13 protein-coding genes and 2 pseudogenes are annotated in these 14,495 nt (G+C 71.4%); 10 read left to right on the forward strand and 5 right to left on the reverse strand.

From position 1 onward, the window contains the following. Nucleotides 1-321 precede the first annotated feature (321 nt). On the reverse strand, nt 322-936 hold the full coding sequence (locus tag G6R25_RS13815; protein ID WP_163553298.1) for a Maf family protein: 615 nt from the start codon (nt 934-936) through the stop codon (nt 322-324). Between the two features lie 374 nt (nt 937-1,310). Here G6R25_RS13815 and hpnH point away from each other — a divergent pair, with 374 nt between their 5' ends. The 6 genes and pseudogenes from hpnH to G6R25_RS13840 all read left to right on the forward strand — a co-directional run bounded on the left by hpnH (nt 1,311) and on the right by G6R25_RS13840 (nt 9,046). Beyond that, nucleotides 1,311-2,312, forward strand: a complete 1,002-nt coding sequence (gene hpnH / locus G6R25_RS13820) for an adenosyl-hopene transferase HpnH (RefSeq protein WP_163553299.1) — start codon at nt 1,311-1,313, stop codon at nt 2,310-2,312. A 493-nt stretch (nt 2,313-2,805) separates the two neighbouring features. After that, nucleotides 2,806-5,694, forward strand: coding sequence for an ABC transporter permease subunit (locus G6R25_RS13825; protein ID WP_163553300.1), 2,889 nt, complete (start codon nt 2,806-2,808; stop codon nt 5,692-5,694). Next, nucleotides 5,691-6,497, forward strand: coding sequence for an ABC transporter ATP-binding protein (locus tag G6R25_RS13830; protein WP_205447111.1), 807 nt, complete (start codon nt 5,691-5,693; stop codon nt 6,495-6,497). Before G6R25_RS13825 ends, G6R25_RS13830 begins: the two co-directional genes overlap by 4 nt. An 89-nt stretch (nt 6,498-6,586) precedes the next feature. After that, nucleotides 6,587-7,567 (forward strand): annotated as a pseudogene (locus G6R25_RS31510) (AMP-binding protein); the annotation flags it as partial. 236 nt (nt 7,568-7,803) lie between these two features. Further along, entirely contained in the window at nt 7,804-8,049 is a 246-nt protein-coding gene (locus tag G6R25_RS31515) for an AMP-binding enzyme (protein WP_235948354.1), read from the forward strand. Nucleotides 8,050-8,254: 205 nt separating this feature from the next. Next, the gene (locus G6R25_RS13840; protein ID WP_163553301.1) at nt 8,255-9,046 is read left to right on the forward strand and encodes an SDR family oxidoreductase; all 792 of its coding nucleotides are present in this window, start codon (nt 8,255-8,257) and stop codon (nt 9,044-9,046) included. A gap of 345 nt (nt 9,047-9,391) precedes the next feature. On the opposite strand, the gene G6R25_RS27095 is transcribed toward G6R25_RS13840, so the two are convergent. Further along, entirely contained in the window at nt 9,392-9,628 is a 237-nt protein-coding gene (locus G6R25_RS27095; RefSeq protein WP_235948347.1) for a hypothetical protein, read from the reverse strand. Here G6R25_RS27095 and G6R25_RS27100 point away from each other — a divergent pair. The 3 genes from G6R25_RS27100 to G6R25_RS13855 all read left to right on the forward strand — a co-directional run bounded on the left by G6R25_RS27100 (nt 9,621) and on the right by G6R25_RS13855 (nt 11,754). Beyond that, entirely contained in the window at nt 9,621-10,265 is a 645-nt protein-coding gene (locus G6R25_RS27100; protein WP_235948350.1) for a cytochrome P450, read from the forward strand. The genes G6R25_RS27095 and G6R25_RS27100 overlap by 8 nt on opposite strands. Continuing rightward, nucleotides 10,262-10,492: a ferredoxin gene (locus G6R25_RS13850; RefSeq protein WP_163553302.1), complete on the forward strand. Its 231-nt coding sequence runs from the start codon at nt 10,262-10,264 to the stop codon at nt 10,490-10,492. Before G6R25_RS27100 ends, G6R25_RS13850 begins: the two co-directional genes overlap by 4 nt. Nucleotides 10,493-10,662: 170 nt before the next feature. Beyond that, nucleotides 10,663-11,754 (forward strand): ABC transporter substrate-binding protein, encoded by a 1,092-nt coding sequence (locus G6R25_RS13855; RefSeq protein ID WP_235948352.1) that lies wholly within the window; start codon nt 10,663-10,665, stop codon nt 11,752-11,754. Nucleotides 11,755-12,206: 452 nt separating this feature from the next. Here the strand turns inward: G6R25_RS13855 and G6R25_RS13860 are convergent, their stop codons facing one another. The 3 genes and pseudogenes from G6R25_RS13860 to G6R25_RS13870 all read right to left on the reverse strand — a co-directional run. Next, a complete protein-coding gene (locus tag G6R25_RS13860) occupies nt 12,207-12,617 on the reverse strand; it encodes an arsenate reductase ArsC (protein ID WP_163553304.1) in 411 nt (136 codons plus the stop codon). Beyond that, complete coding sequence (locus G6R25_RS13865; protein ID WP_419469360.1) at nt 12,614-13,312, reverse strand: aquaporin; 699 nt, start codon at nt 13,310-13,312, stop codon at nt 12,614-12,616. Before G6R25_RS13865 ends, G6R25_RS13860 begins: the two co-directional genes overlap by 4 nt. Before the next feature lie 309 nt (nt 13,313-13,621). Then, a pseudogene (locus G6R25_RS13870) lies at nt 13,622-13,969 on the reverse strand (ArsI/CadI family heavy metal resistance metalloenzyme); the annotation flags it as partial. Between the two features lie 72 nt (nt 13,970-14,041). Here G6R25_RS13870 and G6R25_RS13875 point away from each other — a divergent pair. Continuing rightward, nucleotides 14,042-14,495, forward strand: a 454-nt coding sequence (locus G6R25_RS13875) for an ArsR/SmtB family transcription factor (RefSeq protein WP_163553305.1), incomplete at its 3' end; no start/stop codon positions are given.

Consider the following 14,495-nt stretch of genomic DNA (forward strand, 5'->3'; position numbering starts at 1 on the left):
GGGCGAGTCGGCGTGGCGGGGGCCCTTGCCCTTGAGGGTGCGGTGGATAGGGGCGGTCTCGCGGCTCCCGCCGGCTCCCGTCTTCGTTCTTGATCATCGGTTCCGGTCGTCGAGCCGAGGGTTGGGCACGGTCTGGTGCTGCGACACGCCGTGATGCCGTACTTATCCCTCGGCACGATCTGGCCGCCATCTGGCCGCAAACCGGATGTCTAGGCCACCGAGGCGTTCTGTCAGTGAGGTGTGACAGGATGTGGCCGATTTCGGGCGGAGTGGAGCGGGTGGCCGGGCGGCGGCCGCCTCGGGCGGCCCGGGCGGTGGCGGTCAGGGACCGGTGTCGGCCGCGGCGGCGGGGATGTCTGGGATGTCGGCGCCGAAGGCGGTGAGCAGGTCGCAGACCAGGGCCGTCGGCAGGCCGATGACGGTGTCGAGGTCGCCGTCGACGGCGGTGACGAACGCGGCGGCGCCGCCCTGGATGGCGTAGGCGCCCGCGGCGTCCATCGGTTCGCCGGTGGCGACGTAGGCGGCGAGCTCGGCGTCGTGGACGTCCCGCATCGTCACCGCGGTGACGGCGGCGCGGCCGCGGACGGTGCCGGTCGCCGCGTCGAGGATGACGACGCCGGTGACGACCCGATGGGTCCGCCCGCGCAGGCTGCGCAGCATGGCGAGGGCCTCGGCGGGGGAGGCGGGCTTGCCGAGGATTCGCCCGTCGACCTCGACGACGGTGTCGCTGCCGAGGATGAGGTGGCCGGGGCGCAGCGCGGCGACGGCGCGGGCCTTGCGTTCGGCGAGCTCGACGGTCAGCCCGGGGGCCGTCGCGGTCGCCGTCGACTCGTCGACGCCGCTGACGACCACCTCGAAGGGCACACCGAGCCGGGCCAGCAGCTCGCGGCGCCGCGGTGACCCGGAAGCGAGCACGATGCGCCGGTCCGCCGTCATACGGGCAGCGTATCCATCACGCGCCGCGGCCGACCCGCCGGCTGCGGCCCACCCCCGGCGGGTCGGCGCGTCCGCGTTCCGGCGCGTCGGCGCCGTCCTGCGGCGAACTTTCATGGCGCGGTGGACAAGCACATTCGACCAAGCGTCGAAAGCGGAGCCGAACGCGCGCTCGCCGGACCGGCGGCCTTCTGACCGGGCTATTCGTCGATTGCCCCTTTCGGGCGTGGCGGGATGGGTTGGGTCGTACCTCGCCGGTTACATAACTCTCACCGGTGCTCGGCCACGAACCGGATGGATCGTAGATCTACACTGGGTCCGGCAAGGCACGTTCCACCCACCCGGCGAAATCTAGATCAACCACCAGGAGGGTGAAGATGGCCATTCCAGCGCGTCAGGCGATCAGGGTCGGAGCCTATCTCGCGAAGCAGAAACTTCTGCGGCGCGATAAGTTTCCCATCACCCTCGAACTGGAACCGCTGTTCGCGTGCAACCTCTCGTGCGAGGGCTGCGGCAAGATCCAGCATCCGGCGGACGTGTTGAAACAGCGCATGCCGGTCGAGCAGGCGCTGGCCGCGGTCGACGAGTGCGGCGCCCCCGTGGTGTGCCTGGCGGGCGGCGAACCGCTGATGCACCCGCAGGTCGAGCAGATCGTCGAAGGCCTGGTGAAGCGCAAGAAGTTCGTGTATCTGTGCACGAACGCGCTGCTCATCCCGAAGAAGATCGACAAACTCACCCCGTCGCCCTACCTGTCCTTTGCCGTGCACATCGACGGCCTGGAGGAGCGGCACGATGAGATCGTGGCGAAGAAGGGCGTGTTCGCCCAGGCCGTGGACAACATCAAGGAGGCCCAGCGCCGGGGCTTCCGGGTTACCACCAACACAACCTTCTTCAACACCGACACCCCGCAGAACGTCATCGACGTCCTGAACTTCCTGAACAACGATCTCAATGTCGACGGGATGATGCTTTCCCCGGCGTACGCCTACGAGAAGGCTCCTGACCAGGAGAACTTCATGGGCGTCGAGGCGACCCGGGAGCTTTTCCGGAAGGCGTTCGCGGAGGGTCGCCGGAAGGGTTGGCGGATCAACCACTCGCCGCTCTACCTGGACTTCCTCGAGGGGAAGCTTGATTTCCCGTGCACGGCCTGGGGAATCCCGTCCTACTCCCTCTACGGCTGGCAGAAGCCCTGCTATCTGATGGGCGACGGCTACGCCGAGTCCTACCAGGAGCTGCTCGACACCACCGACTGGGACTCCTACGGCCGCGGCAAGGACCCGCGCTGCGCGAACTGCATGGCGCACTGCGGCCACGAGCCGACGGCCCTCGCGGCGACGCTGGGGTCCCTGCGCGAGACCATCCGTGCCGCCGCGCGCTGATCGCCGCCGGACGCGGATCCGCCCCGTGGGCTGGTCGGCGTCCGGTGTACTGATCTGATCCGCCCCGCGCGTTGCGCTGTGCCCCCGGGCAGCTCGATATCCCGCCCCTTCCTTCCCCCGACGGCCCGGTCTCCTGGGCCGTCGGGGGCCTGTTCGGCCGCCTCGGCGGCGATGTGGACCGGCCTTTCTAACTCCTTCGTCACCTGCCCAGGCACGCCGCCGTCGCGCCTCCTTCGCGGGTGGCCTCGACGCCCCTGCGAGCAGGTCGGACACCCGTCGCACCAGAAGAACCCGCCAAGCCTCTGGCCAACAGACAATCTGACGGTATGATTCCGCCCACACGATCGAGTGGCCGGCCTGGCCGTTCGGGTGGGCATCCGTTCGGGCGGGCCGTCCGGCCCCTGCGACGGGTTCGGTCTGAGGCAGAATCTGACGAGAGTGTCGGAATGATCTTTCGAGGTGTGTGTTCCCGGTCGGCGCAGGGGCCGATCGCATGAACGACCTCTTACCCTTCATCATCATCGGCCTGGTCTCCGGCTCCGTCTACGGGCTGGCGGCCACGGGCCTGGTGCTTACCTACAAGACATCAGGGATCTTCAACCTTGCGCACGGGGCGGTCGCCACGACCGCCGCCTACACCTTCTACTTCTTACGGGTCCAACACGAGCTCCCCTGGGGATTAGCCTCACTGCTCAGCATCGGTGTCGTAGGACCCGCCCTCGGACTTCTGCTCGAGTTGATGGCACGCCGCCTCGCCGAAGTCCGGGTCGTTTACAAGATCGTCGCAACCATCGGGATCATCCTGGCCGTCCAGGGCTTCTTCACCGCCCGCTACGGCGCCCAGAGCCAGACCTTCCCGACGTTCCTGCCGACCGGCTCGGCGTTCACCCTGTCCGGGACGGTCATCACCTGGGACCAGATCATCATCACGGCCATCGCGCTGGTCGCCACCGCGGGGCTGTACCTGTTCTTCCGCTTCGCCCGCCTGGGTCTGGCGATGCGCGGCGTCGTCGACGACCCCGAGCTGCTCGACTCCGCCGGTACCAACCCGGTGGCGGTGCGCCGCTGGTCCTGGGTCATCGGCAGCACGTTCGCCTGCCTCGCCGGGGTCCTGCTCGCCCCGAGCCTGAGCCTGGACGCCCTGCTGCTGACGCTGCTCGTCGTGCAGACGTTCGGCGCCGCCGCGCTCGGCTACTTCTCCAGCCTGCCGCTGACCTACGCCGGCGGCCTCGTCGTTGGTGTGCTCGCCTCCGTGCTGACCAAGTACGGCGCGGTCACCCACCCGAACGCGTTGCTGACCGGGCTGCCGCCGAGCACCCCGTTCCTCGTGCTGTTCGCGGTCCTGCTGCTCACTCCGCGCCGGCGCCTGGTCGACCGGTGCCTGTCGGCTCGCCTGCTGGTCACCGACACCTGGCGGGCACCGGCCCGCATTCAGCTCAGCGGCGCCGTCGTGCTCGCGGCGCTCGCCGTCGCCGTGCCGTTCCTCGTCGGCGGGGCGCGCATCCCGACCTACACCGACGCGCTGCTGAAGGTCATCCTCTTCCTTTCCCTCGGGCTGCTGGTGCGCACCTCGGGCCAGGTGTCGCTGGCCCACGCCGCGTTCGCCGCGATCGGCGCCGCCTCCATGGGGCACTTCACCACCGGCCTCGGCCTGCCCTGGCTGGTCGCGCTGCTGCTCGCGGGCCTGGTCGCCGTCCCGGTCGGCGCGGTCATCGCGATCCCGGCGATCCGGTTGTCCGGGGTGTTCCTGGCCCTGGCCACCTTCGGCTTCGGTATCGCGCTGGAGCAGATGGGCTACCCGCTGAAGGTCCTGTTCGGATCGAGCACGTCGGGCGTGCGGGTGCCCCGCCCCGGCCTGTCGGCCTTCGAGAGCGACCGCGGGTACTACTACCTCGTCCTGATCTTCGTCGCGTTGGTCGCGGCCCTGGTGGTGGGCGTGCACCGCAGCCGGCTCGGGCGCCTGCTGCGCGGCCTGAGCGACTCGCCGACGGCGCTGGCCACCCACGGCGCGAGCGTGAACACCACCCGGGTGCTGGTGTTCTGCCTGTTCGCCTTCGTCGCCGCGCTCTACGGCGGTTCGGTCTCGGCCGTGACCGGGTCGTCGTTCTCCTCGTTCTCGTTGTTGGTGCTCCTCGCCGTCCTGGTGATCAGCATCGGCGGGGAGCCGTGGTACGCCTTCCTCGCCGCAGCGGGCATGGTCCTGCCCAGCGCCTACATCACCAACGAGAACACCACCAACTGGCTGAACTTCCTGTTCGGCGTCTCCGCCATCGCGGTGTCGCTGAGCGGGGGACCGCCGCGCAACGCCGCGCTGCGCCGGGGCGCCGACCGCATCGGCGGCCGGCGCCCCGAGGCCACGGCGGCCGCGACCGCTCCGGCGGCTGGCGAGCCGGGCGCCACGCCGCCGGTCGGCGCGGACGCGCTGCCCGCCGCGCTGCCCCTCGACGCGGTCGCGGCGGCCGAGGCGGCGGCGATCTCCATCGAGCGGCCCGCGGCCATCGCCGCCGCGCCGGACAGCGGCATCCAGGTGGAGAAGATCAGCGTCCGCTTCGGTGGCAACCTCGCCGTCGACAGCTTCTCGCTGATCGCCCCCCAGGATCGGGTCACCGGGCTGATCGGGTCCAACGGCGCCGGCAAGACGACGACGTTCAACGCCTGCTCCGGCCTGGTCCACCCCAGCAGCGGACGGGTGCGGCTGCACGGCTCGGACGTGTCGCGCCTCGCCCCGTCGGCGCGGGCCCGCGGCGGGCTCGGCCGGACGTTCCAACGGATGGAACTGTTCGACTCGATGTCGGTGCGGGAGAACATCGTGCTCGGCCGGGAGGCGTCCATGGCCGGGGTCCGGCCCTGGCGGCACCTCGCCGGGACCCGCGCGCAGCGCAAGGTCGTCGCCGACGCCGTCGAACGCGCCGCGGCGACCTGCGGGATCACCGATCTGCTGGACCGGCCCGTCGGCATCCTGTCGACCGGGGAGCGCCGGCTGGTCGAGCTCGCCCGCTGCCTGGCCGGCCCGTTCGACATGCTCCTGCTCGACGAGCCGTCGTCCGGCCTGAACCGGCTGGAGACCGCCCGCTTCGGCGAGGTGCTCGCCGAGGTGATCCGCCAGGGTGACGTCGGTGTCCTGCTCATCGAGCACGACATGGCGCTGGTCATGGAGGTCTGCCACTACATCTACGTCCTCGACTTCGGTGTCCCGATCTTCGAGGGAACACCCGCCGAAGTCGCCGCGAGCGACGCCGTGCGCGCCGCCTACCTCGGCTCCGAAGCACCCACCGCCGACACGCCCGACCCGGACAGCCAGGCCGACCCGAGCGGTCGGGACACGCCGGCCGATCCGGCGGCGTCGTCGCGCCAGACCGTGTCTCAGGAGGTGAGCTCATGACGGTCACCGAGACCCTGCCAGGGAGCGAGGGTGCCGTCGCGCCGGCGGCCCCGGTGCTGGAGGTCCGCGGGCTGGACGCCGGCTACGGCGCCTCGGCCGTGCTCCACGACGTTTCGCTGACCGTGCCGCGCGGCAGCGTGGTCGCGCTGCTCGGCCCGAACGGCGCGGGCAAGACGACACTGCTGCGGGTGGCCTCGGGCCTGCTGCGCCCGACCCGCGGCACGGTGATCCTCGACGGGCGCGACGTCACCCGGGCCCGGCCCTACCAGCGGGCCCGGGGCGGGCTGTGCCACATTCCCGAGGGCAGGGGTGTCTACCCGTCGCTGACCGTGCGGGAGAACCTCGTCCTGCACACCTGGAAGCGCACCGTCGACGACGCGACCGAACGCGCGGTGGCGAACTTCCCGATCCTCGGCAGCAAGCTGTCCCAGCCGGCCGGTGAGCTCTCCGGCGGCCAGCAGCAGATGCTCGCCGTGATGCGCGCCTACCTCGACGACCCCGCCGTCGTGCTGGTCGACGAGGTGTCGATGGGGCTCGCCCCGGTGATCGTCGACCAGATCTACGAGTTCCTCGGTCGGATCACCCAGGCCGGGACGTCGCTGCTGCTCGTCGAGCAGTACGTCCACCGGGCCCTGGCCGCGGCCGACCGGGTCTGCGTGCTGACCAAGGGGCGGATCGTGTTCGACGGTCGCCCCGAGGACGTCGCCGAGGAGGTCTTCGAGCACTACCTGGGTGTACAGCAGCTGACGAGCGACACCGGCCTCGGCCGGATAGAGAACTGCAGAGAGGAGTGGCCGCCGTGACGACGTCCGCATCGGCCGTGATACCCGTTGACGACCTCACGTTCTGGGAGGTCTGCGAACGTCGGGCGCGGCTCACCCCGGACCGGTTGATGATCGCCGACGAGCGGGATCGCCGGATCACCTTCGGTGAGTTCCGCGACCGGGCGCAGCGGGTGGCCGCGGGCCTGCACCAGCTGGGGATCGGCCCCGGGTCCCGGGTGAGCTGGCAGCTTCCGACCAGGATCGAGACCCTGCTGGTATGCCTGGCGCTGGCCCGCCTCGGCGCCCATCAGAACCCGGTGATCCCGGCGGTGCGGGGCCGGGAGGTCGGCTTCGCGCTGCGCCAGACCGGCGCCGAGTGGGTCGTGCTGCCCGGCACCTGGAACGGGTTCGACTACGCCGAGATGGTCTCCGGGCTCGACTGGTCGCACGCCCCCCGGCCGCGGATCGTGGTCGTGGGCGTCGACGACCTGCCCGATGGCGACCCGGCGACCCTGCCGCCGCCGCCGACCGACCCGCGCCAGGCCCGTTGGACCTTCTACACCAGCGGCACGACGTCCGAGCCCAAGGGCGTGCTGCACTCGGACGAGTCGCTGATGTGGGGCGGGCGGGGCTACGCCGAGCGGATGCGGCTCGACGCCGACACGGTGTTCGCGATGCAGTTCGCCATCGCGCACATCGGTGGGCCGAACCTGTTCTGTTTCGTGTTCTCCGTCAGGATCCGCACCCTGTCCGTCGAGCGGTTCGACCCGTCGTCGCTGGCGGAGCTGTTCCGCCGGCACCGGGTGAACCTGTGCGGCGGCAGCGTCACGTTCGGGGAGCTGCTGCTGCGCGAGCAGCGCCGGCGCGGAGGCGGCCGGATGCTGCCGGACCTGCGTCAGCTCGGCGGCGGCGCGGGCCCCACCCCGCCGGCGATGTTCGACCAGATCACCGCCGAGCTGGGGGTGACCTACACTCCCGCCTACGGGATGACCGAGGTTCCGATGATCGCCGTCGGCGATCCCGACGACGACGTCGAGCTGCGCCGGGGGACCGACGGGGCGCCCGTGCGCGGCATCGAGATCCGGGCCGCCCGCCTCGACGGCACCGTCGCCGACCCGGGGGAGGAGGGCGAGCTGCAGATCCGCGGCCCCCAGGTGTGTCAGGGGTACCGGGTCCGGCGCAGACCGCGGAGGCGTTCGTCGACGGCTGGTTACGCACCGGCGACCTGGGAGTGGTCCGCCCGGTCGGCCGGATCAAGGACATCATCATCCGCAAGGGCGAGAACATTTCCGCGCGGGAGGTCGAGGACCTGCTCGGCACCCACCCGTCGGTGGCCCGGGTCGCCGTGGTCGGCCTGCCCGACGACGAACGCGGCGAGCGGGTCTGCGCGGTGGTGGAGCGGGCGCCCGGCCAGCCCGACCTGGATTTCGCCGAGATGCAACGCCACCTGCTCGCGGCGGGCCTCGGCCGCTACAAGCTGCCCGAGCAGCTCGAGCTCACCGACGAGCTGCCCACCCAGGGCTCGATGCTCAAGATCTCCAAGGCCGCGGTGCGCCGCGAGCTGCTCGCCCGCGCCGGCGCCTGGACCTGAGGCGGGCGCGGCGCCGGCCTGAGCATGGGCCGGTGCCGCGCCCGGCTGGACTTTCCGTTCCGATGGCCGGATGGTGCCAGTCATCTGATGATCACGTCACCTAGGCATGGCACTCAAATGTGCTTCTCTGTATCAGTTCCTTCACCCGGCGAGATGTGCATGCTTCACGGAATCTGGCAGGGTGTCAACGTCCGGGGAGGTCGCTGTGGATCTCGGGATTGCAGACCGTGTCGCTGTGGTGTCGGGCGGCAGCCGCGGCATCGGGCGCGCGGTCGCCGAACTGCTCGCGGCCGAGGGGGCCCGGGTCGTCATGGCCGCCCGCGGCGCCGAGGCGGTCGGCGAGGTCGTGGAGACGATCCGCAAGAACGGCGGCGTCGCGCACGGCGTGGTGGCGGACATGACGGTCGCCGAGGAGATCGAGCGGGTCGTGGCGGGCGCCCGCGAGCGCTTCAGGCCGCCGGACATCGCGGTCAGCAACGTTCACGGCCCCGGCCCCGGCGACTTCTTCGACCTCACCGGGGACGACTTCGCCCGCGCCTTCCAGGAGATGACTCTCAGCGTCATCCACCTCACCCGGCTGGTCGCGCCCGCCATGCGGGAACGCGGCTGGGGGCGGCTGGTGAACATCGGGTCGGGCGCGGCCAAGGAGCCGCCGCCCGAGCTCAAACACATCCTCGCCAACACCGTGCGGGCGTCGGTGGTGACGCTCAACCGCTCGCTGGCCAACGATTTCGGCCGCGACGGCGTCACCGTCAACACCATCGGCATCGGCTTCATCGCCACCGACCGGATGTGGGACTACGTCGGCGGGGTCGGGGCGCAGCGCGGCCTCGCGCCCGCCGACATGATGACCCAGTTCAGCGCCGGCATCCCCGTCGGCCGCCCGGGACGCCCGGAGGAGATCGCCGCCGTGGTGGCCTTCCTCTCTACCTGGGCCGGATACGTCACCGGGCAGCTCATCCCGGTCGACGGCGGAGCCCTCCGCTCGGCGTTCTGACCGGCCAAGCGGACCAACGGAGGCCAGATGTCGTCGGCCGGAGAAGCCCAGCCCTTCACCTTCGAGGACCTGCCCGTTCGTGACGATCGGGACGCCGCATGGCGGCTCATCCGCGAGCGCGGACCCATCGTCCAGCTCGAACCCGACGTCGCACTCACCGACCACGCCCTCGTCGAGGCCGCGTTCCGCAATCCGGCGGTGTTCTCCTCCCGGAAGGCATTCGACTCCCTCGGCAGCCCGCTCCCGCTGGTCCCCATCGCGTTCGACCCGCCGGAGCACGCCCGCTACCGGCACATCCTGCAACCCTTCTTCAGCCCGCGCAGCATCAGGCCCCTCGAACCGGAGTTACGCCGCCAGCTCGCCGAGCTCATCGCGCCGCTGCCGGCGCGCGGGGAGTGCGACTTCGTGGCCGACGTCGCGTCGGTCTTCCCGGTACAGGCCTTCCTGACCTTCTTCGGGCTTCCGATGGAGATGCGCGACCAGTTCGTCGCGTGGAAGGACGCGATCCTCGCGCTGAGCGACCCGTCCGGGGCGATCAGCGGCGACGAGGCCGACCTGCGGCACGCGGGCGAGCTTGTTCACCTACCTGTCGGAGCTGGTGGCCGCGCGCCGCGGGGTTCCCGGCCCCGACGTGCTCAGCGAGCTGCTGTGCCTGGAAGGCCCCGACGCTCTCACGGACGCCGAGGTGATCGGCCTGTGCTTCCTGTTCGTCCTCGCCGGCCTGGACACGGTGACCGACGCCCTGGGCTTCGGGATGGAGCGCCTCGCGCGCAATCCCGACCGCCGACAGGAGATCATCGACGACCCCGCACTCGTCCCGGCCGCGGTCGAGGAGCTGCTGCGCCTGGACCCGCCGGCGCCGTTCGTGCCGCGGATCACCACCGCGGAGACCGAGCTCGGCGGGCGCACGCTGCCCGCCGGCACCCGGGTCACCGCCTACATCGCCGCGGTCAACCGCGACGAGGCGCGCTACCCCGATCCGTACGGGGTCGACTTCCAGCGCGGCGACAACCCGCACGCCAGCTTCGGCGTCGGCGTGCACCGCTGCCTCGGCTCCCACCTCGCCCGCCTCGAGATGCGCCTGGTCTACGAGGAGTGGCACCGCCTCATCCCGCACTACGACATCGCGCCCGGGTTTTCGCCCGCGGTGAAGTTCCCCCGCGGCACCGTCGGCCTGGAGGCCCTTCCCCTCGCCCTCACCCCGGGCGCGCCGCGGTGAGGGTCGCCATCGACCGCGAGCTCTGCGTCGGGCACGGGCTGTGCTACATGCTCGCCCCCGACGTCTTCCGAGACGACGACGAGGGCTACGGCGAGGTCGTCGGCGACGGTCCGCTCGCCGCCGACCGCGTCGAGAGCGCTCGGCGAGCCGCCGGTTCGTGCCCCGAACGCGCGATCACCCTCACCGCCGATCCCACCGCCGGCTCCGGCGCCGGCTCCGGCGGCTGACCGCGTCCTGACCGACGGCGGCGCTCGCGGACCGACGCCGTCCAGTCCCACCGCGGCATCCCGATTTCTCCGCTCACGCCCAGGGCGTGGGGGGAGGCGCTGGATACGACAACCCGATGAAGAAGGGCACCTGTGTGAAGCGCCAGATATTACGACCGGTGATCTGTCTCGTGGCTGTGGTCCTCGCGGCCGCCGCGTGCGGCAGCAGCTCCGGGGGTGGCTCGGGCGGCGGCTCCGGGGGCGGCACCTCGGTGGCCCCGGCGGCACCGGAGTCGCCGGCGCCGACCGGCAGCCCGCTGGTGATCGGCTCGGTGGGCCAGTTCAGCGGCTTCGCCGGCGTGATTCCCAAGGCGACGCCCGACGCGGTGCAGGCGTGGGCGCAGTGGACCAACGACCGGGGCGGCATCAACGGGCACCCGGTCAAGGTCGTCGTCCGCGACGACGCCAACGACCCGGCCAAGTCGCTGGCCGCGGCCAAGGGCCTGGTCGAGAACGACAAGGTCATCGCGCTCGTCGGCACCCACGACTCCGGCCTGGAGTCGGCCTGGAAGGACTACGTCGACGCGAAGAAGATCCCGGTGATCGGCGGTTCAGCCACCGCGGCGCTGTGGCTGACGGACCCGAACTTCTTCCCGACCTCGGACACCGCCGTCAACTACGTCGTCTCCGGGGTGAACGCTGCCAAGATCGCCGGCAAGAAGAAGCTCGGCATGGTCGTCTGCGCCGAGCTGCCCGCCTGCGCGCAGGGACTCACCCTCGCCGGCGGCATCGCCACGAAGCTGGGCCTGCAGTTCGCCTCCGGCCTGGCGATCTCGTCGTCGTCGCCCAACTACACCTCCCAGTGCCTCAACATGCGCTCGGCCGGGGTGGAATCGATCATTCTCAACAGCTCGGGCGAGGTCAGCGAGCGCTTCATCGCGAACGACTCGTTCAACTGGTTCGGCGGCGCGCCGGAGACGGCGGACTTCCTGCAGGCGATGAAGTCCTACAAGTCGAGCACCCCGCTGAACGCCAGCGCCGGCTGGGCCGCGGGCGTCACGTTCGGCAAGGCGGCGGCGAACATCGGCGCCAGCCCGACGTCCGCGGACCTCTACACCGGGCTCTACGCCCTGCCGGCGAACAACACCCTCGGTGGCCTGATCCCGCCGACCACCTACGCGCATGGCAAGCCGGCGGTCTCCACCCCGTGCGGCTGGTACGGCGTGATCAAGAACGGCAAGCTCGCCGCTCCCCACGGCGCGGACGCCATCTGCGTCGGGTAACGGCGGCGAGCCCGTGCCGACGGCAGTGCCCGCCCGGCACGGGCTCGCGTCGAGCGCCCCGCGCCTGCCCGCGACAGGTAGCGGACGCTGCATATGCATAGTCGCCATGTCAGATCTGTTGCTGTCCTGGCCACGAAACCAGCCGACGCCGGCTTGCTTCACCCCACGAGAACCGGGGTGCATCCCCGCCCAGAGCCAGGTGCGCGGTCGCCGAATCATGCTGGGTTCGCGGTGCGACCCGGGATTTCGACTCCACAGGGTGGCAGCGTCGCCGGCAATGTGAGGTGGGCCGGCGCAGTTCGGAATCCGGTGACGGATCTGTTAGAAATGAATGGGGTCGGTGGCCATCGGCCCGCGGGCCGCGGCAGCCATCCGGGTACAGTGCCGCGGCCCGCTCACCGTTCGGCCCCGTTCTGGTGGCCGCGCGTCGCTCCGGTGGTGGGTGTTGGCGGTCAGGCGCCGGCGGGGAGCAGCTCGGCGAGGAGCCGGTCGACGCGGGCGCGGATCTCGTCGCGGATGGGGCGCACGGCGTCGATGCCCTGACCGGCGGGATCGTCGAGTTTCCAGTCCTCGTAACGTTTGCCGGGGAAGATCGGGCAGGCGTCGCCGCAGCCCATGGTGATGACGACGTCGGAGGCCTCGACCGCGTCCACGGTGAGGATCTTCGGGGCCTGGCCGGTGAGGTCGATGCCGACCTCGGCCATGGCCGCGACGGCGATGGGGTTGATCTGCCCGCCGGGGGCGGAGCCGGCCGAGCGGACCTCGACGCGGTCACCGGCGAGGTGAGTGAGCCAGCCGGCGGCCATCTGGGAGCGGCCGGCGTTGTGGACGCAGACGAACAGCGCCGACGGTTTCGCGGTCATCGAGGCGTGATCTTTTCGCGGGATGGGTGGGCCGCATCGGCCGGCCGACGCGGGTCGCTCAGGAAGCGCCCCGGCGCGGCCGTGGGCGGGTAGAACAGTCGGACCAGCCCGTAGCCGACCGCGCCGCCGAGGGCCTGGGCGGCGATGAACGCCGGGGCGGAGGCGGGGGCGATGCCGGCGAAGCTGTCGGAGAACATCCGTCCGACGGTGATCGCCGGGTTCGCGAAACTCGTCGAGCTGGTGAACCAGTACGCCGCCCCGATGTAGGCGCCGACCGCCGCCGGGGCCCGTTCGGCCCGGTCGGACCGGACCAGCGCGAAGATCAGCAGGATGAGCCCGGCGGTCGCGACGACCTCGGCGAGCAGGTGCGCCCCCGACGCCCGGTGGTGGGTCGCGATCGACACCGCGGACCGGTCGAACATCAGGTTCGCCAGCACCGCCCCCGCGACACAGCCGACGACCTGCGCGGGCAGGTAGGCGGCGGCGTCGCGCCACGACAGCCCGCCGAATGCCGCGTCGACGAGGCTGACGACCGGATTGAAATGCGCCCCGGAGACCGGGCCGACCATGAGGATGATGGCGAACAGGCCGGCGGCGGTCGCCGCGGCGTTCTCCACCAGCTGCAACCCGACCTGATCGGGGCTGAGCTGGACCGCGGCGATCCCCGACCCGACGACCAGCGCGGTGGGCAGCATGCTGCCCACCGCCTCGGCGGCCAGCCGCCGCGCCAGCGCCGGCCGACCACCCGGCTCGATGTCCGCCACGGGGTTCAGCGGGCGCCGGCGGGCGCCGGCGGGCGCCGGTTCGATCGCGACGTCGCCGGTGTCGCCGGTGGTGGTGGTGTCGGCGGCCGGGCTGCAGTCCACCCCCGGTCCGCAGGCGCAGGCCGACCCCGGCCCGCTGCCCGGCTCCACCATCCGCAGCGTCGGCATCGACCCGTCGACGACGTCGGAGAGCACCGTGTAGACCTCCCACGGCGCGCCGTCGGGGTCGTCGACCCAGACCTTGTCCTGCACCGCGTAGCAGCAGGCGGTGTTCTCCTCGACCGCCGTCTCCAGGCCGGCCCCGGCCAGCCGGGTCGTCGCGGCGGTGACCTCGCCGGTGGACTCGACCTCGACGCCGAGATGGTTCAACGCCCCGGTCACCCCGACGCCGCGAGCGTCCGGATTCTCGATCAGCACCAGCTTCAACGGCGGCACGTCGACCGCGAAGTTCGCGTATCCCGCCCGACGCTTCGCCGGCGCCACCCCGAACAGCTTCGAGTAGAACTCCACCGCCGCGTCCACATCGGACACGTTCAACGCCAGCTGCACTCGCGCCATCACGATCACCTCATACACATCGACAAGCATCTATGTCTTGACGGAAGCGAGCATGCTCGCAGACATAGACCGCCGTCAATTCTCCATGGCATGCTGGACACCATGGCCACGATCTCGACGCCGCGCCCGGCGCCCGTCCCGCCGTCCACCGACCGGTCGTCCACGGTCCGGCCGGACGAGGTCGCGGGCGACCTGGTGGGTGCGATCGCCGCATGCTGCACGCCGCTGGCCGCCGCCCCGCTGTCGGCCGAGGCTGCCGAGCAGCTCGCCGGTGTCCTCAAGGCCATCGCCGTCCCCGCCCGGCTACGACTCCTGTCGATGATCTACGCCCGCGACGGCGGCGAAGCCTGCGTCTGCGAACTCACTGAACCCCTCGGGCTGACCCAACCCACCGTCAGCCACCACCTGAAGGTCCTCGTCGACGCCGGCCTGATCAGCCGGGACAAACGCGGCGTCTGGGCCTACTATCGCCCGGTGCCCGGTGCCCTCGCCGCCCTCGGCGCACTGTTCAGACCCCAGCCTGTAGCCGCCGGCACGCCGCCGGAGCACTGCGCGC

Source organism: Candidatus Frankia alpina, from assembly GCF_902806485.1.
Classification (GTDB): Bacteria; Actinomycetota; Actinomycetes; order Frankiales; family Frankiaceae; genus Frankia; species Frankia alpina.

Coding starts and splice junctions, on each gene's coding strand:
- G6R25_RS13815 (WP_163553298.1), bottom strand. CDS start 936: ATGACGGCGGACCGGCGCATCGTGCTCGCTTCCGGGTCACCGCGGCGC.
- hpnH (WP_163553299.1), top strand. CDS start 1,311: ATGGCCATTCCAGCGCGTCAGGCGATCAGGGTCGGAGCCTATCTCGCG.
- G6R25_RS13825 (WP_163553300.1), top strand. CDS start 2,806: ATGAACGACCTCTTACCCTTCATCATCATCGGCCTGGTCTCCGGCTCC.
- G6R25_RS13830 (WP_205447111.1), top strand. CDS start 5,691: ATGACGGTCACCGAGACCCTGCCAGGGAGCGAGGGTGCCGTCGCGCCG.
- G6R25_RS13860 (WP_163553304.1), bottom strand. CDS start 12,617: ATGACCGCGAAACCGTCGGCGCTGTTCGTCTGCGTCCACAACGCCGGC.
- G6R25_RS13865 (WP_419469360.1), bottom strand. CDS start 13,312: ATGCTGCCCACCGCGCTGGTCGTCGGGTCGGGGATCGCCGCGGTCCAG.